The organism is Phenylobacterium sp. (assembly GCF_030651185.1).
GTDB lineage: Bacteria > Pseudomonadota > Alphaproteobacteria > Caulobacterales > Caulobacteraceae > Phenylobacterium.
The window spans coordinates 1-23,509 of record NZ_JAUSCJ010000039.1; the positions used below are offsets into that span (position 1 = coordinate 1).

Here is a 23,509-nt window from a genome sequence, read left to right on the forward strand (position 1 = left end):
GGGGGCGGGGGACCGCGCCGCCGGCGTGGGGGAGGGGGCGGCCTCAAGCTCAGCGCCCGGTCTCGCCCCCTCCACCGCTTCGCGGTCCCCCTCCCCCGTAAACGGGGGAGGGAAGCAGCCCAGCCAGCGGCGGATCACGTCGGGATCGTCCACCGTCGCCGACAGTCCCACCCGCCGCATCCTCGGGGCGAAGGTCTGCAGCCGCGCCAGGTCCAGGGCCAGCAGGTCGCCCCGCTTTGAGGCGTGGATGGCGTGGATCTCGTCGACGATGACGCAGGCCAGGTCCTCGAAATAGAGCCGGGCGCCCTCCCAGGCGCAGAACAGGGCCAGTTGCTCGGGCGTGGTCAGCAGGATGTCCGGCGGCTTGATCCGTTGGCGCTGGCGGCGCGCCTGGCCCGTGTCTCCGGTGCGGCTCTCGGCCACGATGGGCAGGCCCATCTGGAGGATGGGCGCCATCAGGTTGCGCTCGACATCGACGGCCAGGGCCTTCAGCGGCGAGATGTAGAGGGTGTGGATTCCGCGGGGCGTGTTGGCCGGCGGCCGTTCGGCCAGTTCGATCAGGCTGGGCATGAACCCTGCCAGGGTCTTGCCGCCGCCGGTCGGCGCGATCAGCAGGGCGTCGCGGCCGGCGCGACCCTTGGCGATCATCTCCAGCTGATGTTCGCGCGCGTTCCAGCCGCGGGCCGAAAACCAGTCCGCGAACCTCGGGGGCAGGAGGGGAGGGGCGGCGCCCGCGTCTTCGGCCATCCCTCGCCCTATAGCATGTTCCCGTTCCGTTTCACGCCCAAAGGCGTGGCGGTCAAGGCTGGGGCGTGTTGGCCTTCGCACCGCTCATCTGCGGGACATAGAGGCCGGTGGCGAACTTGGCGGCCATGCCCTCCACCCGCAGGCGCGAGCCGTACTGGGCGCAGGGGTCGGGCTTGGCGAGCTTGATGGGCTTACGATCCTTTGCGGTCATGGCCTTGGCGGCGTCGTCGGCGAAGGGCTCGGCGAACTGTAGGGCGTCGCCGATGCGGCTGAGGGAGGGGTTATCGGTCCCCACCGCCATGCCCTGCCGGGTCCAGGTGATGGCCGCCAGCTGCTTGCCGTCCGCGCCGATCATCTCGGCCTCGACCCCGAGCCCGCCCAGGGTTCCCGGGGCGCGCAGGCCGATGGGGCCGGGGATGAAGAAGCCCGCCGCCGCCGAGGCCGCCGATCCCACCCGGCCGGTGGCCTTCACCTGGCTGAGCACGGCGCGGACCTTGGCGTCGGCGGCCTCGGCGGGCGTGGCGATCTCATAGCGTTCGGACAGCTCGAAGCAGAGCTGGGCGTCGATCTCCCGCAGCAGGGTGGTCCGCTCGCCCGGCGACATCCAGGCTGCTGTGGTCTCCGCCACCTCGGTCGGCGTCAGCGCCACCCGATGGACCTTCTCCAAGCCGGCCTCGTCCCGCCGATCGGAGACACTGGCCCGCACGGCGCCAGGGTTCACGGCCAGCCCGTCATAGGTCGACAGCATCCCGGTGGGCTGGGTGGGAGTGCTGCAGGCGGCGACGAGCCCAAGGAGAGGAAGGATCAGGAGCTTTTTCATTTGGGGGATACGAGGCGCACAGGCGGGCGGACGCGCAATGCCGATCATTGCCGCGACCCAAATGCTTCGGACCCGCGCCCGTTCCCTCGGCGCGTTTCAGGCGCGGGCGGGGTTTTCCAGGCGGCTCATCCAGTGATCGGCGTCGTAGCCCAAATTTCCGCTTAGGTGGCGCCACAGCTTGATGCGGTTGACGAACTCCAGCCGCCCGGTGTCCTGCTCGAACCAGGGCTCCGGCGCCATCAGGATCGACTCCACCGTCTCCGGCTGGGCGCTCTTCACATAGAAGATCGGCCGAGGATTGGGCGCGGGCAGGGTCGTCATGTCCCAACGCCGCACCTGGGGCTCGCTGGGGTTCATGCGGATCTTGAACATGGTCCGGGTGCGGTCGGCGTGGTTCACTCCGCCGCCGTGCCACAGGCCGTTGTGCAGGAAGAGCAGGGTCCCCGCCTCGCAGACCATGTGCTGCTGCCCCCGCATGTTCTGATAGCGCCCCAGCGCCACCTCGCTGACCTTGCGCAGGTGGGTTCCGGGGATGAAGCGGGTGCCGCCCATCTCGCGGGTGACCTTGTGCGGGTAGTACATGATCTGCAGGTCGAAGCCCTTGGATGGGTCGACGGTGGAGTCCTGGTGGGTGTGCTGGGAGACGTTCTCGCCGCCCCCGGCCTCGTGATAGGCCGGCGGGAAGGTGACGTGCAGGAAGTGGTGATCGAAGATCGGGTCGGGGCCCGCCAGGCTCTCGATCGCGCCCTTCACCAGCGGCAGGTCCAGCAGGCGGCGAATGGCGGAGCCTTGTGGATAGGTGGCCGAGAGCGGCGCGCCCGCGGCCACCTCCGGGATTTCCGCCTGCCCCAGCAGCTCTCCGAAGGCCCGCATCACCTTGCGGCCGGGCTCGGGTTCTGCGGCCTCGCCGACCTCGGTCAGGAACTGCCGGTTGATCTCGTCGGGGACCACGCCGTCGAAGCGCAGGAACCCGCGGGCCACGAAGCGGGCCATCTGCAGGGAGTCCAGCAGGACAGGTTGCTCGCTCACGCCACCGTCTCCACAAGCTGCTCGAAGAAGAACTCGTATTTCAGATAGGCCAGGTCGAACTCCTCGCCGCGCGGGTGCGGCAGGATCTGCGAGGCCTGGAACAGCCGCCAGCCGTCGCGCAGGGCGTCGGCCCCGGTGCGATAGGGCGGGTCGTCATTGTCACCGGCCATCGGGCGAGTCTCGCCGGTCCCGTCATAGACCGCCCAGGCGACCACCGGAGAATCCAGCGCGGAATTGGCCAGATATAGAACCAGCACCTTCTGGCGCGTCATGTCGCCCCCCTCGTTCCCATGCTGATGACGGGGTTGGGTGCGATCATGGTCCAGGTGGCGGGCCCTGTGAACGGGCGATTTTCGCGTGAGGCCGTTCCTTAAACCCCTGAACCGGCTTTCTGCCGGCTCAGGGCGTCCATCAAGATCTGGCTCTCCACGGGCTTGGCGACCACCTCGTCCATGCCCGCGGCGCGATAGGCGGCGGTCTCGTGAGACAGGACGCTGGCGGTCACCGCGATGATCGGAGTACGGGCCCGCGTGACGCCGGTTTCCCGGGCGCGGATGACACGGGTGGCGTCAAGGCCGTCCATTCGCGGCATGTGGATGTCCATGAGGATCGCGTCCCACTCTCCGCTCTCCCAGGCTGAGACCGCCTCGACGCCGTCATGAGCCATGCCCGTGGAGAGACCGAAGTCCTCCAGCATGGTCTGCAGCACCAGCCGGTTGGTCGGGTTATCGTCCACCACCAGGACGCGGGCGCCTTTGACGGCGGGTCGAGGGGGCTCGGTGGGAGGCAGGGCGGAGACCGGGGGACGCGCCCCGCGAACCGGCATCGGCAGGCGAACGGTGAAGCACGATCCTTCGCCCGGCGCGGAGACCAGCGAGATTTCGCCGCCCATGAGCTCCGTCAGCTCCCGGCAGATGGCCAGGCCCAGGCCCGTGCCGCCAGCGCGCCGGGTATTGGAGCCGTCGGCCTGGACGAAGCGGTCGAAGACGTGGACCTGGTCCTCCGGGGCGATGCCCGCGCCGGTGTCACGCACCTCGATCGTGATCCCGTCGGCATCGCCCCCGATGCCGACCGAGATCGCTCCAGCCGCAGTGAACTTCAGGGCGTTGGAGATCAGGTTGGAAACGATCTGCCGCAGCCGAACCTCGTCGCCGAAGCGCATGCCGGAGGCGGCCTCGCCGAGGGACAGGTCGAAGGTCAGCCCCTTCTCCTCCGCCAGCACGCCATAGAGCCGCCGAATCCCGTCCGCGAACGGTGCGAGGAGGAACTCTGCGGGGTTGAGCGTCATGTTACCCGCCTCGATCTTGGAGATGTCGAGGACGTCGTTGACGACCCCCAGCAGGGTGAGCGCCGAGGTCTGGATGATCGACAGCCGCTCGCGCTGCGGCGCGGTCAGCTCGCCGCGCTCCATGACCTGGGCCATGCCCAGCACGCCGTTCAGCGGGGTGCGGATCTCGTGGCTGATCGTGGACAGGAACTCCGACTTGGCCCGGCTTCCCGCCTGGGCCTCGATCGCCAGCAGCTCGAGGGCCTTGGTGCGGTCGGCGACCCGTTGTTCGAGGGACTGGTTGATCTGCTCGATCTCGTCGTTCCGGGCGCGGAGCTCGCTCACCAAGCCCAGGTTCTCACGCCCGAGCGCGATGGAACGCAGCAGCAGGGCGTGGCTGTTCCTGTGCGAGGCGATCATCACCCCGCAGAACACCAGGCCCAGCACCCCCAGCGCCATGTCGCCGTCCAGCATCAGGCGCAGAGAGGCGGGGGCCAGCATCAGGGTGATGTAGATCCGGCCGGTGGTCTTCAGGGGCGCCAGGATGCCGGTCGCGCCGGCGGCCAGGGCCGAGACCACGATGATGATGAAGAACTGCGTCTGGACCGTCTCGGCCGGCAACTGGATCCAGGCAAGCAGGGCCCAGAGGCCCGAACTGAATATCAGGCCCGCCGAATGGGCGATCGCCCATGGGGCAAGCTGGTCGGCGGCGGCGGGCCCCTTGAGCAGTCGGCCCAGCCTCCGTTCCACGAAGATCCGGGCGCCGAAGATCAACAGCACCAAGGCGAGCCACGCCAGATACCAGCCCCTGGCTTCGACGCGGCCCAGGACCGGCATGGTGAGGGACGCCGCCAGCTGCACGACCATAGTGGCCAGCGCGTTCTTCTGCGCGGCGCCCAGCAGGTCGAAGGCAAAGGCCGGCGCGCCGCCGCCGTCCGAAACCCCCCTCGATGGTTGGGTCAACATCCGATTTCCCGGTCCCTGTTTTCGGGATGATGTCTATCGAGAACGCAGTAAACAAACATTCCAACGATATTGGAATTTACGCGATTTACTTGAAAATAGCCGCAGAACAACCCATTTTGGGCATGTAACCATTGAGGATGCGCGGATTTTATACTCGAACCGGGTACACCTTAAGGTCTCGCAGCCATCACTCTAGCCCGGATTCGCCTTCAGGAGGACGTCAACCTGTCCCCCCGGGATCGTGAAGCACCCGGTGCGCCGTTCCCGTTCCGTTTCGCCCGAGGATCGGCTAACACCGCGGAGTGAACGCCCTCGCCCCGAGTCTTGATCTGGCCCCCGCCCTTGTCGTCCTGCCCGGCCCCCGCGCCGCGGCGGCCGGTGCGGCGCGGGCGGAGATGATCCGGGCGCCCGACGCTCGCGACCTGTTCGAGCACGGCCCGGTCCTGGTGGCCCATGCGGGCATGACAGCCAAACGGCTGGGGGTGCATGCGCCGGGCCGATCGCAGGGGCTCTTCGACGCCCTGGAGCTGTTCGCCTTCGTCCGCCCCGCCCGGTTCTGCGCCCCATCGGCGGCGGGGCTGGCCCTGGCGCTGGGCTTGCCCGAACCCAAGGGCGCGGCGGAACAGGCCAAGGTGCTGCGCGAGGCCTGCCATGTCCTGCTGGCCGAACTGGCCCTGACCCCGGAGCCCTCGCGGGAGGAGGCCCTGGCCCTGGCTGAGACCCTGGGCCGGGCCGGCTGGGCCTGGGGAACCGCCGTGATCGGCGCCCTGCGCTCGGCCCCGGTGGGCAACGCCTTCCGCGGCTCGGGAATGGATGTGTGGACCCGCGTGGCGGAGTGGGAGGAACAGGCGCCCCCCGGCGAGGCCGGCTCGCGGCCCATCGCCCCGGAGGCCGCCGCCCAGCGCCTTACCGACCTGCTGCGGCAGGCGGGCCTGGACGAGGCCCGGCCCACCCAGGCCGAGTTCGCCGCCGAGGCCGCCTTCGCCTTCTCGCCGCGCGAGAAGGAGGGCGAGCCGCGCATGATGCTGGCCGAGGCCGGCACCGGGGTCGGCAAGACCCTGGGCTATCTCGCGCCCGCCTCGCTGTGGGCGGAGGCCAATGGGCCTGCGGTGTGGATCTCCACCTATACCCGCGCCCTGCAGCGCCAGATCGAGCGCGAGAGCCACGCCATCTATCCCGACCCCAAGGTCCGCGCGAAAAAGGCCGTGGTCCGCAAGGGGCGGGAGAACTACCTCTGCCTGCTGAACTTCCAGGACCAGGCCAACACCGCCCAGCTCGGCGGGGCCGACCTGATCGGCCTGGCGCTGACCGCCCGCTGGGTGCGCGCCACCCGCGACGGCGACATGACCGGCGGTGACTTCCCCGCCTGGCTGCCGACCCTGTTCGCCATCCCGCCGGTGGGCCAGGCCAGCGCCGCCAACCTGGTGGACCGGCGGGGCGAATGCATCCACGCCGGCTGCGCCCACTACCGCGCCTGTTTCGTCGAGAAGGCGGTGCGGGGTTCCCGCCGCGCCGACATCGTCATCGCCAACCACGCCCTGGTCCTGACCCAGGCCGCCTTCGACGGCGCGCGGGCCGCGCGGGGTTCCAAGGCCGACGGCGAGACCACCCAGCTCAAGCGCATCGTCTTCGACGAGGGCCACCACCTGTTCGACGCTGCCGATGCGGCCTTTGCGGCGGCGCTCTCCGGCGCGGAGTCAGCCGAGCTGCGCCGCTGGATCCGGGGCCCCGAGGGCCGGGGCCGCCGGGGCCGGGGTCTTGAAGCCCGCCTGATGGAGGTGCTGGGCGACCGCGATGACGCCAAGCGCGCCCTGGTGGACGCCACCCGCGCCGCCGCCGCCCTGCCGGGCGAGGGCTGGTCGGGCCGTGTGGCCTCCCCCAACGGAGAGGTCAATCCGTCGGGACCCGTCGAGCATTTCGTTGTGGCGGTGATCGAGCAGCTGCGCGCCCGCGCCGCCCCGTCCGAGGTGGGCATGGAGTGCGCCGCCCGCCCGGCGTTGGATCTGGTGCGCGAGACCGCGCGGGCCGCCGCCTCGGCGCTCGCCGCCATCGAGGCGCCCCTGCTGGCCCTGGCCCGTCACCTCGAGGACGTGCTGGACGACGAGGCCGCCACCCTGCCGCCGGGCGATCGGGCGCGTATTGAAGGGGCTTTGAGGGGGCTAGACCGGCGCGCTCGCATGACCCTGCCGGCCTGGCGCTCCATGCTGCGGGCCATCGACGAGGACGCCGAGGATGACCCCGACTTCGTCGACTGGTTCGACGCCACCTTCCTCTATGGCCGGGTGGTGGACGCCGCCTGCCGCCGCCACTGGGTCGATCCCACCGAGCCGCTCACCAACACCGTCATCGCCCCGGCCCACGGGGTGCTGGTGACCAGCGCCACCCTGGCCGACTCCACCCTGGCCGACCCCTTCGCTCTGGCCGAGATGCGCACCGGCGCCGCGCGCCTGCCCGACCGTCCCAAGACCCTGCGCCTGGCCTCGCCCTTCGACTACGAGACCAACTCGCGAGCCTTCGTGGTCACCGATGTCGGCCGCGACGACCCGCGCCAGGTGGCTGCGGCCATGCGCGAACTGTTCCTGGCCGCGGGGGGCGGGGGGGTTGGCCTGTTCACCGCCATCCGCCGCCTGCGCGCGGTCCATGAGAAGATCGCCGCGCCACTCTCCGACAAGGGCCTGGCCCTCTACGCCCAACACGTCGATCCCCTGGAGGTCGGCGCCCTGGTGGACATCTTCCGGGCCGAGCAGGACAGCTGCCTGCTGGGCACCGACGCCGTCCGGGACGGCGTGGATGTGCCGGGCAGGTCCCTGCGCCTGCTGGTCTTCGACCGGGTCCCCTGGCCGCGTCCAGATATCCTGCACAAGGCCCGCCGGGTCCGCTTCGGCGGCAAGGCCTATGACGACAGCGTCGCCCGCAACCGCATCAGCCAGGCCTTCGGCCGGCTGATCCGCCGCGCCGATGACAAGGGAGTCTTCGTCATGCTGGACGCCGCGGCCCCCACCCGCCTGTTCTCCGGCCTGCCGGAGGGGGTGAAGATCGAGCGCCTCGGCCTGGTGGAGGCCATCGAGGCGACGGCCGAGTTCCTGGGAACCTGATTCTCCTTACCTGTGCAGCGAAGCGGAACCGGGGAGGGAAAGGGCCGCTGGTCGCCCGCATCGGGGCTGGTTGCTCACGCCGCTCAGTCCAGCCCGATCAGGCCAGCCCGCGGAAATCAGCTAGGCTAGGTTGCGTCTCATGACACCGGTGTCATGATGCGCGAAGCGCCGCCAGGGAGGCTCCATATGCATGCGACCCGACGGGTCATCCTCGCCAGCATGGCCGGCGCCCTGGCGCTTCCGGCCGCTGCGTCGCCGGGTCCCACGCGCGCGGAGGTGCTGGCCACCATGAAGCGCGCCACCGCCTTCATGACCGAGAAGGCCGCCGTGCATGGGGGTTATGTCTGGTCCTACCTGCCCGACTTTTCGCGTCGCTGGGGAGAGCTGGAGGCCTCGCCCACCCAGGTCTGGGTGCAGCCGCCAGGGACCGGCACGATGGGCCACCTCTTCCTCGACGCCTATCACGCCACCGGCGACGAGGCCTATTACGCGGCCGCCACCCAGGCCGCCGAGTGCCTGATGGCGGGCCAGCTGCCGGCCGGCGGCTGGAACTACCTGATCGATTTCGGCGGCGAGACGGCCAAGGCCAGGTGGTACGCCACCATCGGCGCCAACGCCTGGCGGATGGAGGAATTCCAGCACGACTGGGGCAACGCCACCTTTGACGACGCGGGGTCCTCGGAGGCCATGCAGTTCCTGCTGCGCCTGTACCTCGAGAAGCGCGAGGCCAAATTCAAGCCGGCCTTGGACCGGGCGCTCGATTTCGTCCTGAACAGCCAGTACCCCAACGGCGGCTGGCCGCAGCGGTGGCCGGCGGGGCGGCCGTTCACGAAGCACGGGGCCGACTATACGAGCTACATCACCTTCAACGACGACGTGGCGGGCGAGAACATCAAGTTCCTGGTCATGGTGGCCCAGACCCTGGGCGACCCGCGCGTGGGGCCTGCGATCCGCCGGGCGATGGAGGTCTTCGTCATCACCCAGCAGCCGGCGCCCCAGGCCGGCTGGGGCCTGCAGCACCGTGTGGACGACCTGACGCCCTCGGCCGCCCGCAGCTATGAACCCCGGGCGCTCACCACCCACACCACGGCGGCCAATGTCGGCCAGCTGATGACCTTCTACGAACTGACCGGCGATCCGAAGTATCTGGCCCGCGTGCCGCAGGCCCTGGACTGGCTGGCCAAGGTGGCCCTGCCGGCGCGCAGGCCGGACGGCCGCACCCATCCAACCTTCCTGGAGATCGGGACCGACCGGCCGCTCTACATCCACCGGCGCGGGTCCAATGTGGTCAACGGCGAGTACTATGCCGACGACAATCCGGAGAAGACGCTGGCCCATTACAGCTCTTTCCGGCTGGTGAAGCTGGAAGAGCTGCGGGCCCGCTACGCGGCGCTGAAGGCGACGCCGCGGGACCAGGCGGCGGCGAACTCGCCCCTGACCCACACGGGGCCCCTGCCGCGCTTCTTCGCCAACCAGGATTTCGCCACATCGGACCTCAATGGCGGCGGGACCCTGGCGCCGTCCAAGGCCAGCCCCGAGGCCGCCGCCAAGCTGGTGGCCGACCTGAACGCGCAGGGCTATTGGCCGACGCCGCTGGTGGCCACCAGCCATCCCTACCAAGGCCCCGGTCCGGCGGTGGCGGCGCCCGGCGACTATTCCCAGACCCATGTCGGCGACGCCTGGGACACCTCGCCCTATCCGACGGACAAGCCGGTGATGGGCATCTCCACCTCGGCCTTCATCAAAAACATGGGCGTCCTGATCAGCGCAGTGGACGGCGGCTAGACCACGGCCTTGGAGTAGAGGTTGATCACCAGAACGCCCGCCAGGATCATCCCCATGCCGATGACCGCAGGCAGGTCCAGCTTCTGCTTGAAGATCACCCAGGCCAGCAGGGTGATCAGCACGATGCCGATCCCCGACCAGATGGCGTAGCTGACCCCGACCGGCACGGTCTTCATCGACTGGGACATGCAGTAGAAGGCGACGCCGTAGCCCGCCGCCGAAATGATCGACGGAAGGGTTTTCGAGAAGCCGTCCGAGGCCTTCAGGGCGGTGGTGGCGATCACCTCGCAGAGGATGGCGATGCCGAGCCAGGCGTAGCCGTTCATGGCTGTCGTTCTCCGAGGCCCCGGCGAATCGCCGGGTGCCGCCACCCTACCTGCTAGTGCTTGCCGCGATCCCGGCCGAAGTTGGGTTCTGGGCTTTCCTGGCCCGCCGCGATGATGCCGCGGCGGATTTCGCGGGTGCGGCTGAACAGTTCGAACAGCTTGTCGCTCTCGCCCCAGCGGATCTGCCGTGACAGGGCCTGCAGGTCCTCGGTGAAGCGCCCCAGGATCTCCAGCACCGCCTCCTTGTTGGCCACGAAGACGTCGCGCCACATGGTGGGATCCGACGCTGCGATGCGGGTGAAGTCGCGGAAGCCGCCGGCGGAATACTTCATCACCTCGGCCTGGGTGACCTCCTCCATGTCGGCGGCGGTGCCGACGATGTTGTAGGCGATCAGGTGGGGCAGGTGGCTGGTGACGGCCAAAACCAGGTCGTGGTGGCGGTCGTCCATCAGCTCGACGTTGGCGCCCAGCGCTCGCCAGAATTCTGAGAGCTGGCTGACCGCTTCGAGATAGGGATCGTCCTGCCGCGGCTGCGGCGTCAGGATCACCCAGCGGCTCTGGAACAACTCGGCGAAGCCGGCGTCGGGGCCGGAGTGCTCGGTGCCGGCGATGGGGTGGCCGGGCACGATGAAGACGGTGTCGGGCAGGGCGGCCATAAGGGCCTGGGCGACGGAACCCTTCACCGAACCCACGTCGGTGACGATGGCCCCGGGCTTCATGGCGGGCGCGGCGGCCTTGGCGGCCTCGCCCATGGCCAGCACCGGGACGGCGAAGACCACCAGATCGGCGCCGGTGACGGCCTCGGCGATGTCGCCGGTGACCTTGTCGGCATAGCCCAGTTCGACGATGCGGGCGCGGTGGGCCTCGCTGAGATCGGCGACGATCACCTCGCCCACGGCGCCGGCCTCGCGGGCCGCCAGGATCACCGAGGAGCCGATCAGGCCGCAGCCGATCACCGCCATGCGGGGGAACAGGATCTCGCCCATCAGGACTTCACGAAGGCGGCGAGCGCCTCCACCACGGCGCGGTTGTGGTCTTCCAGGCCGATGGTGATCCGCAGGTGGTCGGGCAGGCCGTAGCCGCCGACCCCGCGCACGATGATCCCCTTCGACGCCAGATAGGCCTCGGCCTCCCTGGCGGTCTTGCCGGGCGTCTTGGGGAAGCCCACCAGCACGAAGTTGGCCGCCGAGGGCACGGGCTCGAGGCCCAGGCCGCCCAGCTGCTGGATCAGGTAGGGCCGCCATTGTTCGATGAGCGCCAGCGACCGGGCCTGAAAGTCTTCATCGCCGAGCGCGGCGACGGCGGCGACCTGGGCCGGGATGTTGACGTTGAACGGCAGGCGGATGCGGTCCAGCGCGTCAGCCATGTCCACCGGCATATAGGCCCAGCCCACCCGCAGGGCGGCCAGGCCGTGCAGCTTGGAGAAGGTGCGGGTGACCACCACGTTCTCGAACTCGCGCACCATGGACATGCCGTCCTCGAAGGCCGGATCGGCCACGAACTCGGCATAGGCGCCGTCCAGCACCAGCACGACGCTGGGGGCCAGACCCGCATGCAGGCGTCGGATCTCCTCGCCGGTGATCCAGGTGCCGGTGGGGTTGCCGGGGTTGGCGACGAAGACCAGGCGGGTGCGCTCGTCGACCTCCGCCAGCAGGGCGTCGACGTCGATGCGGTGGTTGACCTCCTTGGCGAACTTGACGTTCGCGCCGCAGGCCCGCGCGCCGATGGCGTAGGCGCCGAAGCCGAACTCGCCCTGGACGATGTTGTCGCCGGGTTCGAGGAAGGTCTGGTTCAGCAGCTGGAAGATCTCGTCGGAGCCGCAGCCGAAGATCAGGCGCTCAGGCTCCAGGCCGTACTTTTCGGCGATGGCGGTGCGCAGGATGGTGGTGCGGCCGTCGGGATACATGTGCAGCAGGTCGATAGCGCCGGCGAAGGCCGCCTTGGCGTCCGGGCTGCAGCCCAGGATGTTCTCGTTGGCCGACAGCTTCAGCGGATGTTCGATACCCTCGACCTTGGCCTTGCCGGGCACATAGCAGGCGATGTCGAGGATGCCGGGCTTCGGCGTGGGCCGCTGGGCCTTGGCGCGGTCGAGGACGGTGTCGGACATGGGACGCTTCAAGCGGGGATGAGGCCCGCCTCTTACACGTCCAGCGGGGCGGGCGCAGCCCCGATCACCCCGGAAAGGCGCCCTGGCGCGCGGGCCAGGCGTTCGTCGCCGGCCTGGTAGAAGCCGATCAGGGCGAAAAGCTTCAGGCCGCCGGCCTCGGCGATCAGGTCGCCAGCCACGCCGTCGCGGGAGAGGACGTCCTCGATGGCGGCGGCCGAACCAGGGGCGTCAGTGACCCAGAAGGTGCGGTCGTCGCCGGTCGGCTCGACCTCGACCTCGGCGACGGCGAGGGCGGTCATCGGCCCCCAGGCGGCCAGGCAGGGCAGCGCGGCGAACACCTGCAGCTTGGGATCGGCCAGCAGCCGGCCCCACCAGGGGGTGTCGGCGGCCAGGGCCAGGACCCCGACCCCGCCCGGCGTCTTGGCGGCGGCGAGCGCCTCCTCGGCCTTGGGCACGCTCCGCAGCGGCGGCGCCGCGCCAAAGCGGTGGCGGGCGAACTCGACGGACCGCGCCGGGTCCTTGCCGCCCCAGACATTGATGTGGAAGGGCCCCTGGCGTGAGAGGCTGTCGCCGATCAGCTCACGCCAGATGCGGACCACGAGGCTGGGCCTCGCCGCCGTGCGCTCCCTGGCCAGCAGGCGGCGCAGCAGGGCGGTCTCGCGGCCGGGGCGCAGGGCGAACTTGTCGCCGTCGCCGGCGGCGGCCTTGGCGGCGGCCACGTGCCTGGCCAGTCCGGCGCGCTCATCGACCAGGGCCAGCAGGGCGGCGTCGATCTCGTCCAGGCGCGCACGCACGGCGTCGAGGGACGGCGCGGCAAGCTTGGGATCGGCGTCGGCCATTTTGTCCCCCGAAAACGAAGGTTCGGCGCTTAAGTCATCGCACGCCCCCGCGCAATAGGGCCGTCCGCCGCAATAAAGTTGCACGGGAAACCGGTTGCCGCGCAAAGCCGCGCTCGCTGGTTGCCGCGCCCTCGCCGGCGCGCCATGGTCGGGTCCATGAAGCTCAATCTCGGATGCGGGTTCGACAAGCGCGACGGCTGGCTGAACGTCGACAACTTCCCCGAATGCGAACCCGATCAGCGGCTGGATATCGAGGCCACGCCCTGGGACCTGCCCACCGATGGTTTCGAGCATGTGCTGATGAAGCACGTCCTGGAGCACGTCGGCGCCGACTTCAAAGTCTTCGCCGCGGTGATGCGGGAACTGTACCGGGTGACCGCGCCGGGCGGGCTGGTGGAGATCCATGTCCCCCACGTGCGCCATGACACCTACTGGTCCGACCCCACCCACGTTCGGGCCTTCACGCCGCTGACCTTCAAGATGATGTCCAAGGCCCAGAACCGCGTCTGGATGGCGGCGCGGGCCAACTACACCATGCTGGCCCTGCTGATGGACGTGGACTTCGAGATCGCCCACGCCGTGCAGGTCTATGATCCCCACTGGCTGGCGAAGGTGGAGCGGGGCGAGATGACCCGCGAGGACCTGCGCGAGCAGGCCGATCAGCTCTGGGGCGTCGTGCGCGAGCTTCAGGTCACCCTGCGGGTGGTGAAGTAGGCTGCGATAGCCGCAGCAGCCCCATCTTCGCCAGCCGCCCGACGATCACGATCATCAACGAGGGCTCGCAGCGGGTCGCCCGCGCCAGGTCGCCGACATCGGTCTCGCCCTGGTCGACCTGCGCCAGGATGGCGGCCAGCAGGGCTTGCGGCGTGCGCCACAGGCCAAACAGCCCCGAGGCCAGCCGGTCGTGCCACCCGACGCCCGGGTCGGGGCCGGGCGCGACCCGGGTCGCCTGGGTGATGTGGTGGGTCGGATAGGTGGCGAAGCTGGAAAATGGATCGGGGCGGCTGGGGGAGGCCTTCGGCGCGGGGCCGTCGGGGACGTGGGCCTGCCGCAGCGCGGTCTGCTCGGCCCACAGGGCCTCGTACTGACCATAGACCACCCGCCAGTCGAACACCTCCCGCGCGCGGCGCTGGCCGCTTTCGCCCAGGCGGCGGCGCAGATCGGGGTTGGCGACCAGCTCGCACAGCCGGTCTGTCAGGACCTGGAGGTCCACCGAGACGGTGGTGCTGAGCCGCGACATGTAGAAGTCGTAGGTGGTGGCGTCGGTCTCGTAGTCGCGCGCCATCTCGGCGCCGGCCTCGCCTGGTCCCGGCGACCAGGTGGGGATGCGGAAACCGTCCAGGCCGTCGCGGACCGTGTCCTTGTAGCCGTCCCAGTCGCTGACCACGGCCGGCAGGCCCGCCGCCATCGCCTCCACCGGGGTCAGGCCGAAGGTCTCCTGCACACTGTCGGCCAGGGAGAGGAAGATGTCCGCCGCCCCCCAGACCGAGCGGTAGACCGCGCTGTCCTGGCCATCGACGAAGACCTGCCGCACGTCGGGACAGATCCAGGCCGCGCTCTGGCGGTACATGGCCTCGGTTTCAGGGTTAAAGAACTGGCCCGCCTGGACGAAGGCGATCTTCTTTCCGGTTCGTTCCGCGCATGCTTGCAGGCCGCGCCACATGGCGAAGGGGTGGGCCTTTCCGGCCGGCGACAGCCGCCCGGCGAACAGCACGGCGATCTCGTCCATGGCGAGGCCCAGGTCCGCCCGCGTTTGGGACCGGTCCTGTGGGGTGGTGTCGAAATCCGCGCAATGCACACCCAGGGGAATGACGGGCAGCATGGGAGAGACTTGACGAATGGGAGCCTGGAGCCGCCAGGCCAGATAGTCAGCCTGGGCCTCCAGCACTTGGTCGATGGTCTCCCGCGCCACGGCCGAGGTGCAGATCAGCGCGTCCCACGGGGCGACAGGGGCGGTCAGCAGGCCGGTGATCTCGGCCATGGCGCGGTCCGAGGCGATGGTATGTGTCAGACCGCAGATACTATAGGCGTCTATCCCGGCGCGCAGCCTCAGCTGGCCCGCCACCTCAAGGCCAGGTCCGGGGGTGTAGAGCAGGCCAAGCTCCCGCATGCGATCGAACTGGTGGGGCACCACCCAGCCAGGTTGGGCGGCGGAATCCATCTCCCTCACGAGCCTGCCGAACGCCTCCGCCGACGGGCGCCGCGCCGTGTAGCCCCACACCTGCTGGCCCGCGCGTCCCTGCACCGCGGCGCGCAGGAAGCCGTTGCCGGCTGACTGGCGTCCCATGATCCTGGGACCGGTGACCACATAGCCGTCCGGCTCGAAGAGGATCGCAGGCGTCGTCATCAGAACCCCAGGGCCAGGCCCTCGGCGCGGGGGTCGGAGCCCCCGGCCAAGACACCGGTTAGCGGATCGCGGGCGATGGCCTGGGCCGCCCCGCCGCCGCCCCAGGCGCCGAAGCGGCGCAGGCTGTGGCCGCGGGCCTCCAGCTCGGCCAGGACCGCGTCGCCGACGCGGGACTCGATCTGCAGTTCATAGGGATTGGGCAGGGTCGACGGATCGGTCCCCGGCCAAACGGTCCAGCGCGGGGCCTCCACGGCCGCCTGCACGTCCAGGCCGCCGTCGATCAGGGCGATCAGGGTCTGCAGGTTCCACTGCGGCTGGCCGTCGCCGCCCGGCGTGCCGCCCACCAGGATGGGCGTGCCCGAGGCGTCGGCGACCGAATAGCAGTTCAGGGTGTGCAGGGTCTTCTTGCCCGGCGCGAAGATGTTGGGATGTCCCGCCTCCAGGGAGAAGCCGCGTCCGGCGCGGTTGTTCAGCACGACCCCGGTGTCGCCGGCCACCACCCCGCTGCCGAAGTTGGAGGACACCGACTGGATCAGCGAGACCATCATCCCCTGGCCGTCGGCGACGCAGAAATAGGTGGTGTCGCCGTCCGCCATCTCGCCGGCCGGGACGGTGGTCGCGGCGCGCTCGGGATCGATGGCGGCGAAGCGCCGGGCGGCCCAGGCCTTGGAGATCAGGGTCTGAAGCCGGGGGTCCCCGAAGGCGGGGTCGACCGCGTATCCAAGACGGTCGGCATAGGCGATCTTGATGGCCTCGGCCAGCAGGTGGATCGCGCTTGCGTCGCCCTTGGCCAGGGCCTGCCCGTCGATCTGCTCGGCGAGGTTCAGGGCCTCCAGCAGGATCATCCCCTGGGTCGGCAGGCCGGTCTGGAAGACGGTGTGGTCGCGATAGGTGGTGGCGATGGGCGCGGCCAGGACGGTCTCGTGGGCGGCCAGGTCGTTTGCGGAAAGCTCGCCGCCGTTGGCCGCCATGAAGGCCGCGATCGCCTCGGCGATGTCGCCGCAATAGAAGGCGCCGGTTCCCTGCGCCGCGATCATGCTCAGGGTGCGGGCGAGGTCGGGCTGGCGCAGAATCTGCCCCGCCTTGGGGGCCTCGCCGCCGGGCAGGAACACCGCCGCCGAGGCCGGATACTGCCGCAGCAGCTCCGCCGAGGTGGCGATGAAGTGGGCGCCCAGGGGGGTGAGCGGGAAGCCCTCCGCATAGGCGATGGCCGGTTCAATCAGTTCCGCCAGCGGCCTGGAACCGAAGCGTTCCAGCAGGGCGCCGAAGGCGTGGACCATGCCGGGCGTGGCCACCGAGAGCGGTCCCCGGAAGGGCATCCTGCCCCCGGTGGAGCTGGGGTCGCCGTGCCTGCGCATCTGGTCCAGGGTAGCCGACCGAGGCGACGCGCCGCTTCCCAGGATCGCCGTGGGCTCATGGCCCGGCGCATGGACGATGGCGAACAGGTCGCCCCCCAAGCCGCACATCTCCGGCATAACGACCGAGGCGGTGAGCCCGCCCGCGACGGCGGCGTCCACCGCGTTGCCGCCGCGCTTCAGGACGTCGAGGGCGACGGCCACCGTGAGCGGATGGGCGGCGGCGACCATGCCGCCCTGGCCGAGCGCCGGCGACATTCGCCGCCGGGAGAAGGGGACCGGCCTGGCGTTCGGCTGGCCCAGCATCAATAGACCCGGGGCGAGGCGCCGACCGCCACGGGCCCCAGGGTCATGCGCCCGGCTTCGAAGGTCAGGGTCGCACGCGCGACCGAGGCGCTGTCCTCGCGGGCGGCGGCCACGGCGGCGGCGGCCAGGGCCGTTTCCGGCGGCAAAGTCCCTGTCGCGGCCATGGCGGCCAGGGCGCGCGGCGCCTGGCGCAGGGTGACGTCCATGGACCCCACCAGCCGGCCGTCATAGCCGACCCCCAGTTGCCCGCTCTGGGCGCCGATCAGGGCCTCGCCGGCGGTGACCCCGGCTTGGCGAACCTGGATCAAGCCGCCGCTGCCGCTCCAGGCCCGCACGGCGGCGGGCCAGGTCTGGCCCTTGAAGCCGCTCATCTTGGTGAGGATCGAGTCCCAGACGATGGAAACGGGTTTGTCGCCGGCCAGCTGGGCGAACAGGCCGCTGAGCTGGGCCTTGCCGTTGTCGACCTTGAACAGGATGGCGCCCTGGTCGTCGGGACCGGGCCGCAGGTGCAGCTCCACCTTGTCGGCGGCCGACAGGCCGAAGGGCTGGGCCCCGGCGCCGGAGGCGAAGGTCAGCTTGCGGCCCTCGAAGGAGAAGGACGGCGGGCGCTTGTCGAGGCCGCTGAGGCTGGCGCGAAGCAGTTCGCCGCGCACCTCCACCGGACCGCCGATGGGCCGGGTCAGGGTCAGGCCCTCGGGCGCCGCGGTGATCCAGTGACCCAGGGAATAGAGGAAGGCCTCGGCCTCCAGCCTGGGGGTGGCGACCGCCCAGCCGCCTGGTTCGCGGATGCGGGCGTCGGTCAGCACCACGTCGAGGCGGAAGGGGTAACCGCCAAGCGTGCGGTCCTTCCAGGATACTTCGTAGCCGGCCTTGCGCAGTTCGGTGACGGCGGCGTCCATGCGGGTCGCGGCCTGGCCGCGCACCTGCAGCCAGAGGGCTGTCCATCCCGCCGCCGCGACGAGCAGGACGATGAACGGCGCATAGAGCCAGAACCTTCGCGGTTTGCGGGCGGGTTCCGGATCGGGCACAGGGGGAGCTTCGGGGGTCTTGGAACGGCGGGCCATGTCTGTTGAGCGTTGGGTTTTCGGTTACGGGTCGTTGATGTGGCGGCCTGGCTTCGCATACGTCGAGCGCCAGACCGCCACCCTACATGGCCGCCGCCGCGCCTTCTGCATCTATTCCGTCCACCACCGTGGCACCTATGAACGCCCGGGACTGGTCCTGGGTTTGGCGCCCGGCGGCGCGGTGCGGGGCGCCGCCTACCGGGTGCCGGAAAGCGACTGGGCGGAAACCTACGCCTATCTGCGCGAACGCGAGCAACCCACCGAAACCTATGTCGAGAGCCGCGCCAATGTCCGGTTGGGTGACGGTCGCCGGGTCGAGACCCTGGTCTTCCTCTCTGACATCAAGCACCCGCAGTGGGCCGGCGCGCTCAGCCTGGAGCGGCAGGCGCAACTGATCGCCGGCGCGACGGGGCTTTCGGGCAAGAATGTCGACTACCTTCGTGACCTGGTGGAACACCTGCGGGCCGAAGGGGTCCACGACGTGGTCATGGCCAGACTGCTGGGCCTGGTGGAGGCCCGCGAGCTCGACGCGGCCTAAGTGGCTGCGACCGCGGCAGGCGGCCTGTAGGCGGGGTCGGCGTCCAGGAGCTTCTCCGTGGCGGTCTCGATCCGCTCCTCCAGGGTGCGCATGAACTCGCCGCGCTTCAGGCCCGGCGGGATGGGCTCCAGATATTCAAAGACGATCACGCCCGGCGTCAGGTTGAAGCCCTTGCGCGACCAGTGGACCCCGGCGTTGGTGGCCATCGGATAGACCGGCAGGTCCAGCTCGCGGTAGAGGGCCGCGATGCCGGGCTTGTAGTCGCCGGGCGCGCCGGGATCGCCGCGGGTGCCTTCAGGGAAGATCACCAGCTGGCGCGGGATCTTGAAGCGGTCCTTGGCGTCGCGGACCAGCTTGCGCAGGGCCGTGGAATGGCCGGCGCGGTCGACGCTGATCATGGTCGCCTTCATGGCGAACCAGCCGAAGAAGGGGATCATCAGCAGCTCCTTCTTGGTGACGAAGCAGGCGTCCGGCAGCAGGGAGAACTGGGAGAAGACGTCGAACATCGACTGGTGCTTGGGGGCCACCAGGGCCGCGGTGGTGGGCATGAACTCACGACCCCGCACCTCGACCTCGATCCCGGCGATCACCTTCAAAAGGAAGCGGATGCCCCGGCTCCACAGGCCGAAGGTCGCCGCCGTCCAGCTACGCGGCGCGATCAGCATCGGGGTGAGGATCACCAGGGAGACGAAGACCGACCAGGCGTAGAACACCACGGCGAAGGTCAGGGAGCGAAGCTTCTGCAAGGTCAGGCCTTCTTGTCTTGGGCCGGGGCGTCGTTCGGCCCCAGCTTCCGGACCGCCTCGCGGCCGAGGATCGCCAGATACTTGGAATATTCCACGATCATCAAGCGGGCGCCGCCGCTGGTGCGCCACCAGCGCTTGGCGTTCACGACCTTGGTGGCCACCGGATAGGGGCGCAGGTCGATGTCGGGCATGGTGGCCCGTAGCTCCAGCATGGCGCGGGGCATGTGATAGTCGGCGGTGACCACGATCAGGCTCTTGTAGCGCAGGTTCCTGGCCCAGTCGGCGGTCTCGCGGGCGTTGCCCACCGTGTCGGCGGCGGTGAAGTCCAGGTCCACGCAGCAGTCATAGAGTCGGCGGACCGCCTTGCTCACCGTGCGGATGTCCTCGCGGCTGGCCTCGGGATTGACCCCGGAGACCAGCATCCGCTGGGCCTTGCCGTCCTCCAGCAGGCTGACGCCGGCGGCCAGGCGCTCGTTGGAGCCGGCGCCGGTGAGCGCCACGATGCCGTCGGCGCGGGCCGGCTCGGCGACGGGAGTCGAGGTCTCGATGCGGGCGGTGAAGGAAAGCAGGCCCACCGTCCAGATCAGGGCGGCCACCAGGATCGCGACGAGGCTTCTCATGTCATCTTCGCGATCAGGGCCTGGGCGGTCAGGCGCGCGGCGACGGCCGCCACCAGACCCGCCGCCACGGGGCAGGGCAGGACGGCCAGCAGGTCGGTCCAGACGATGGGCAGCACCGGAGTCAAGCCTTGGCCCCCTCCCATGAGACGCAGTATCGCCCCCATGATCGCCGCACCGCCCGCGCCGAACAAGCCCGCCAGCGCGGCCATGCGCGCAAACCGCATCTGGAACAGGCGGGCGATGAAGTCGTTCTCCGCCCCCGCCAGGTGCAGCACCTCCACCACCTCATGGCGGGCAGTGAGGCCCGCGCGGGTGGCGAAGGCCACCACGGCCCCCGCCGCCGCGGCGATCAGGGCGAAGACCGCCAGCCCGACCCAGCGGGCGAAACCGGCGGCGCGCTGGATGTCCTTCAGCCAGATGGAGTGGTCGTCGACCACGGCGTCCAGGCCCTGGGCCTTCAAGGCCTTTTCCAGGCTCTGGGGCGTGGCCGGAGCCTTGGGGTCGAGGTCGACGGCCACCAGGCGCGGCACCGGCAGGTCGTCCAGGTCGGCGATGTCGCCGAGCCAGGGGGCGATCAGCGCCTCGGCCTTCTCCTTTTCCAGGGCGCGGACCTCGCCGACGCCGGGCAGGCCTGAGAGCGCCTCGGCGGCGCGGGCGGCGGCGCTGTCGGGGGTCTCGGCGCCCTTGGCCCGCACGATCACGGTGGCCTGGCCGCTGAGCTGGTCGCTCCAGCCGCGAGCCGCGCGGTCGGTGGCCAGCACGGCCAGCGCCGTCAGGCAGGCCAGGAAGCAGAGGGTGGCCACCACGAAGATCAGCGAGCCGTCGCGGGCGTCGGCCTCGGGCAGGAAGGGGGCGGGCTTCCAGCGGAGGGGATCGAAGTCGCTCATCCGGCGCCTCCCACGGGACCGAGCTGGGTCAGCCGGCCCTCCTCCAGGTGCAGCACCGGCTTGCCCGAACGGGCCACCAGGTCCTGGTCATGGGTGGCGATCAGCACGGTGGTGCCCAGCCGGTTCAGCTCCACGAACAGCCGCAGAATGCGCAGGCCCATCTCGTGATCAACATTCCCCGTGGGCTCGTCGGCCAACAGGATGTCGGGGCGGTTGACCACGGCGCGGGCTATGGCCAGCCGCTGCTTCTCGCCACCGGCCAGGGTCGCGGGCATGGCGTGCATCCGGCTGCGCAGGCCCACCCAGGCCAGCAGTTCGGCCACATCCTGGCGGTAGCTGTCGGGTTTGCGGCCGGCGATGCGCAGGGGCAGGGCCACATTGTCGAAGGCGCTCATATGGTCCAGCAGGCGAAATTCCTGGAACACCACCCCGATCCGCCGGCGAAGCATCGGCTGCTCCTTCACCGGTACGGCCGACACGTCCTGGCCGAACAGGTGCATCAGGCCCTTGGAGGGCTTTGCGGCCAGATAGATCAGCTTCAACAGCGAGCTCTTGCCGGCGCCGGAGGCTCCGGTGAGGAAGTGAAAGGAGCCCGGCGCCAGGGAAAAGTTGAGGTCTTTCAACGTCTCGGGCGCGCGGCCATAGCGCATCGACACGTCGTCAAACGCCAGGACGGCGCCATCGGCGTCGAGCGCCCCCTCATCATGCGGCTGTCTGGGCATCGGCCTTCCCGGCTACCCTAAGCCCGGTCGATGCGCCAGCAGAACCCGTTCGGACGGCCGCGGAGCCTTCCGGTCCTAGGGTCAAGCTTGCGGCGCCGCTCGCCTGACGGGCGAATCTCCTGCCGGACGATACGCCGCTGCCAGGGATTTGGGTTTTGGCAAGGCCCGCATGTTAGGAATCGCGGTAACAGTTCGCGCTGGATTCGGTGCGGGCCCGGAGGGCGAACCTCCAGACCCGCGATCGCGCCAGGGCGGCGACGCTCCAGAACAACAGCCCAGGTTACGAGACCCATTCCGCCGTCATGATCCTGACCTGTCCAGAGTGCGCCACCAGCTATTTCGTGGACGATCGCAAGATCGCCCCGGAGGGCCGTGCGGTGAAGTGCGCCTCCTGTGGCCACCGCTGGACGGCGCACCCTGAGGCGACCCTGGAACTGGACGTCTCGGCCGAGGAGGGCGCGGTCGCCCGCGATCCCTTCGAACCTCAGATCGAGGAACCCGCCGCGCTGAGTGACCTGCCCGGCGCCGAACTGCCCAAGGTGATCCGCGCCAAGGTGGAGACCACCCGCAAGGTGCGCGAGGCCGCGGCCCACGGCATCGTCTGGGCCGGCATGGCGGCGACCATCGCCATCGTGGTCGGTCTGGCGGTGGTCTTCCGGGTCGACGTGGTGAAGATCATGCCGGGCTCGGCCAAGGCCTATGCCCTGGCCGGTCTGCCGGTGAACACGCTCGGCCTGGTGATCGAGGGCTCGCGGGCCGAACCCGCCCTGCAGGACGGCCACGCCGCGCTCTCCATCTCCGGCATGATCCGCAATGTGGAAGACCACGCCATCGTCACGCCGCCGCTGAAGATCGAACTGCTCGACAAGGCCGGCAAGACCATCGTCACCAAGGTCGCCCGTCCCGCCGATCCGGTGGTGCCGCCCGGCGAGACCCGTCACTTCGCGCTCGCCATCCTCGACCCGCCCACCACGGCCCATGACCTGCAGATTTCATTCGCGCCGGACACCGCCAAGGCCAAGGGCAAGAAAGCCCACGCCAAGGCGCCGATAACCGCCCACCCGGCGCCAGAACATTCCCTGCGCGGCGCGGCCGAGGCCGATGCGCCGCAAGCCGCCCACGCGCCCGACGCCGCCCACACCCCCGCGCCGGTGGAGGCCAAGCCCCTGTCCTCCGACAGCCCCTACGCCCTGGAGCCCCATGGCTGATCCCGTCGTCCTGCTGTCCGAAGCTGAGGTCGCCGCCCGCGTCGCGGCCCTGGCCGCCGAGATCGCGCCCCGGATCGACGACGACACCGTGGCGGTCTGCCTGCTGACCGGGGGGATATGGTTCGCCTCGGACCTGACGCGGGCCCTGTCGCGTATCGGCCGCCATGTACGCTTCGACGCCCTGTGGCTGGCCTCCTATGGCGATGAGCGCGCCAGCCTGGGCCGCTGCGAGGTGCGCGCCGACCTGCAGCGCCCATTGTCGGGCCGCACCGCCCTGATCATCGATGACGTCATCGACACCGGCCTGTCGCTGTCGGAAGCCAGCCGCCTGGTGGGCGACGCGGGCGCCGCCCGGACCTTCACCGCCGTCTTCGCCTCCAAGCCCTGGCCGACGCCGCGGGCCATTGTGCCGGACTTCGTCGCCTGGGAGGCTCCGGCCCGCTACCTGGTGGGCTACGGCATGGACGCGGCGGGGGCCCTGAGGGGCCTGCCCTATATCGGGGCGCTGGACTGATCCTAGGGCGCGTGGGGCTTGGCGCGCAGTTTCGGTGCGAGCTTCCAGGCGATCGGCGGGGTCAAGACGATCGACAGGACCACGACGATGGGCAGGAGCAGGTTGGCCTTCGCCGACAGGGCCGGGATCATCAAGACCGGAATGGCGCCGATGCCGAACAGCACGCCGGCGACCATCAGGCCAAGAACGGCGGCGATATAGACTCGCGTACTCATGAGGAG

Annotated in this window: 23 protein-coding genes; 6 read left to right on the top strand and 17 right to left on the bottom strand. The window is 70.0% G+C overall.

Annotation, left to right across the window (positions count from 1 at the left end):
* The 5 genes from Q7J39_RS18195 to Q7J39_RS18215 all read right to left on the bottom strand — a co-directional run.
* Positions 1-747 (bottom strand): DEAD/DEAH box helicase (locus Q7J39_RS18195; RefSeq protein WP_304828608.1); only part of this gene is annotated, 747 nt, incomplete at its 3' end.
* A 52-nt stretch (positions 748-799) separates the two neighbouring features.
* Positions 800-1,567: a DUF3313 domain-containing protein gene (locus tag Q7J39_RS18200; RefSeq protein WP_304828611.1), complete on the bottom strand. Its 768-nt coding sequence runs from the start codon at positions 1,565-1,567 to the stop codon at positions 800-802.
* A 96-nt stretch (positions 1,568-1,663) separates the two neighbouring features.
* Positions 1,664-2,596 (bottom strand): phytanoyl-CoA dioxygenase family protein, encoded by a 933-nt coding sequence (locus Q7J39_RS18205; protein ID WP_304828614.1) that lies wholly within the window; start codon positions 2,594-2,596, stop codon positions 1,664-1,666.
* A complete protein-coding gene (locus tag Q7J39_RS18210; protein ID WP_304828617.1) occupies positions 2,593-2,868 on the bottom strand; it encodes a hypothetical protein in 276 nt (91 codons plus the stop codon). Before Q7J39_RS18210 ends, Q7J39_RS18205 begins: the two co-directional genes overlap by 4 nt.
* Positions 2,869-2,966: 98 nt before the next feature.
* A complete protein-coding gene (locus Q7J39_RS18215) occupies positions 2,967-4,829 on the bottom strand; it encodes an ATP-binding protein (RefSeq protein ID WP_304828620.1) in 1,863 nt (620 codons plus the stop codon).
* A gap of 395 nt (positions 4,830-5,224) precedes the next feature.
* On the opposite strand from Q7J39_RS18215, the gene Q7J39_RS18220 reads away from it, so the two are divergent.
* Both Q7J39_RS18220 and Q7J39_RS18225 read left to right on the top strand, forming a co-directional pair.
* Positions 5,225-7,924, top strand: a complete 2,700-nt coding sequence (locus Q7J39_RS18220; RefSeq protein WP_370690111.1) for an ATP-dependent DNA helicase — start codon at positions 5,225-5,227, stop codon at positions 7,922-7,924.
* 186 nt (positions 7,925-8,110) lie between these two features.
* Positions 8,111-9,709 (top strand): pectate lyase, encoded by a 1,599-nt coding sequence (locus tag Q7J39_RS18225; protein ID WP_304828627.1) that lies wholly within the window; start codon positions 8,111-8,113, stop codon positions 9,707-9,709.
* Here the strand turns inward: Q7J39_RS18225 and Q7J39_RS18230 are convergent.
* From Q7J39_RS18230 to Q7J39_RS18245, 4 genes are read right to left on the bottom strand one after another with little or no spacing between them, the layout of a single operon-like run.
* Positions 9,706-10,035: a multidrug efflux SMR transporter gene (locus tag Q7J39_RS18230; RefSeq protein WP_304828630.1), complete on the bottom strand. Its 330-nt coding sequence runs from the start codon at positions 10,033-10,035 to the stop codon at positions 9,706-9,708. The two genes, Q7J39_RS18225 and Q7J39_RS18230, sit on opposite strands and share 4 nt — an antisense overlap.
* A gap of 53 nt (positions 10,036-10,088) precedes the next feature.
* A complete protein-coding gene (locus tag Q7J39_RS18235; RefSeq protein ID WP_304828633.1) occupies positions 10,089-11,021 on the bottom strand; it encodes a prephenate/arogenate dehydrogenase family protein in 933 nt (310 codons plus the stop codon).
* The gene (gene hisC / locus Q7J39_RS18240) at positions 11,021-12,142 is read right to left on the bottom strand and encodes a histidinol-phosphate transaminase (protein WP_304828636.1); all 1,122 of its coding nucleotides are present in this window, start codon (positions 12,140-12,142) and stop codon (positions 11,021-11,023) included. The genes Q7J39_RS18235 and hisC overlap by 1 nt, the downstream gene beginning before the upstream one ends.
* A 32-nt stretch (positions 12,143-12,174) precedes the next feature.
* Positions 12,175-12,981: a chorismate mutase gene (locus tag Q7J39_RS18245; protein ID WP_304828639.1), complete on the bottom strand. Its 807-nt coding sequence runs from the start codon at positions 12,979-12,981 to the stop codon at positions 12,175-12,177.
* Between the two features lie 156 nt (positions 12,982-13,137).
* Between Q7J39_RS18245 and Q7J39_RS18250 the strand changes: the two genes are divergently transcribed.
* A complete protein-coding gene (locus Q7J39_RS18250; RefSeq protein WP_304828642.1) occupies positions 13,138-13,695 on the top strand; it encodes a class I SAM-dependent methyltransferase in 558 nt (185 codons plus the stop codon).
* On the opposite strand, the gene Q7J39_RS18255 is transcribed toward Q7J39_RS18250, so the two are convergent.
* From Q7J39_RS18255 to Q7J39_RS18265, 3 genes are read right to left on the bottom strand one after another with little or no spacing between them, the layout of a single operon-like run.
* On the bottom strand, positions 13,673-15,328 hold the full coding sequence (locus Q7J39_RS18255; protein WP_304828645.1) for a glycosyltransferase: 1,656 nt from the start codon (positions 15,326-15,328) through the stop codon (positions 13,673-13,675). The two genes, Q7J39_RS18250 and Q7J39_RS18255, sit on opposite strands and share 23 nt — an antisense overlap.
* On the bottom strand, positions 15,328-16,989 hold the full coding sequence (gene ggt, locus Q7J39_RS18260) for a gamma-glutamyltransferase (RefSeq protein ID WP_304828648.1): 1,662 nt from the start codon (positions 16,987-16,989) through the stop codon (positions 15,328-15,330). Before ggt ends, Q7J39_RS18255 begins: the two co-directional genes overlap by 1 nt.
* Entirely contained in the window at positions 16,989-18,017 is a 1,029-nt protein-coding gene (locus tag Q7J39_RS18265) for a DUF2125 domain-containing protein (protein WP_304828651.1), read from the bottom strand. Before Q7J39_RS18265 ends, ggt begins: the two co-directional genes overlap by 1 nt.
* 34 nt (positions 18,018-18,051) lie before the next feature.
* Here Q7J39_RS18265 and Q7J39_RS18270 point away from each other — a divergent pair, with 34 nt between their 5' ends.
* Entirely contained in the window at positions 18,052-18,591 is a 540-nt protein-coding gene (locus Q7J39_RS18270; protein ID WP_304828655.1) for a gamma-glutamylcyclotransferase, read from the top strand.
* Here Q7J39_RS18270 and Q7J39_RS18275 read toward each other — a convergent pair.
* From Q7J39_RS18275 to ftsE, 4 genes are read right to left on the bottom strand one after another with little or no spacing between them, the layout of a single operon-like run.
* Complete coding sequence (locus Q7J39_RS18275; protein WP_304828658.1) at positions 18,588-19,337, bottom strand: 1-acyl-sn-glycerol-3-phosphate acyltransferase; 750 nt, start codon at positions 19,335-19,337, stop codon at positions 18,588-18,590. The genes Q7J39_RS18270 and Q7J39_RS18275 overlap by 4 nt on opposite strands.
* Before the next feature lie 2 nt (positions 19,338-19,339).
* Entirely contained in the window at positions 19,340-19,957 is a 618-nt protein-coding gene (locus Q7J39_RS18280; protein ID WP_304828661.1) for a YdcF family protein, read from the bottom strand.
* Positions 19,954-20,844, bottom strand: coding sequence for an ABC transporter permease (locus Q7J39_RS18285; RefSeq protein WP_304828665.1), 891 nt, complete (start codon positions 20,842-20,844; stop codon positions 19,954-19,956). Before Q7J39_RS18285 ends, Q7J39_RS18280 begins: the two co-directional genes overlap by 4 nt.
* Positions 20,841-21,566, bottom strand: coding sequence for a cell division ATP-binding protein FtsE (gene ftsE / locus Q7J39_RS18290; RefSeq protein WP_304828668.1), 726 nt, complete (start codon positions 21,564-21,566; stop codon positions 20,841-20,843). The genes Q7J39_RS18285 and ftsE overlap by 4 nt, the downstream gene beginning before the upstream one ends.
* 302 nt (positions 21,567-21,868) lie before the next feature.
* On the opposite strand from ftsE, the gene Q7J39_RS18295 reads away from it, so the two are divergent.
* Both Q7J39_RS18295 and Q7J39_RS18300 read left to right on the top strand, forming a co-directional pair.
* A complete protein-coding gene (locus Q7J39_RS18295; protein ID WP_304828671.1) occupies positions 21,869-22,774 on the top strand; it encodes a DUF3426 domain-containing protein in 906 nt (301 codons plus the stop codon).
* The gene (locus Q7J39_RS18300) at positions 22,767-23,288 is read left to right on the top strand and encodes a phosphoribosyltransferase (RefSeq protein ID WP_304828674.1); all 522 of its coding nucleotides are present in this window, start codon (positions 22,767-22,769) and stop codon (positions 23,286-23,288) included. The genes Q7J39_RS18295 and Q7J39_RS18300 overlap by 8 nt, the downstream gene beginning before the upstream one ends.
* Before the next feature lie 2 nt (positions 23,289-23,290).
* On the opposite strand, the gene Q7J39_RS18305 is transcribed toward Q7J39_RS18300, so the two are convergent.
* Entirely contained in the window at positions 23,291-23,503 is a 213-nt protein-coding gene (locus tag Q7J39_RS18305; RefSeq protein ID WP_304828676.1) for a hypothetical protein, read from the bottom strand.
* Positions 23,504-23,509: the final 6 nt, after the last annotated feature.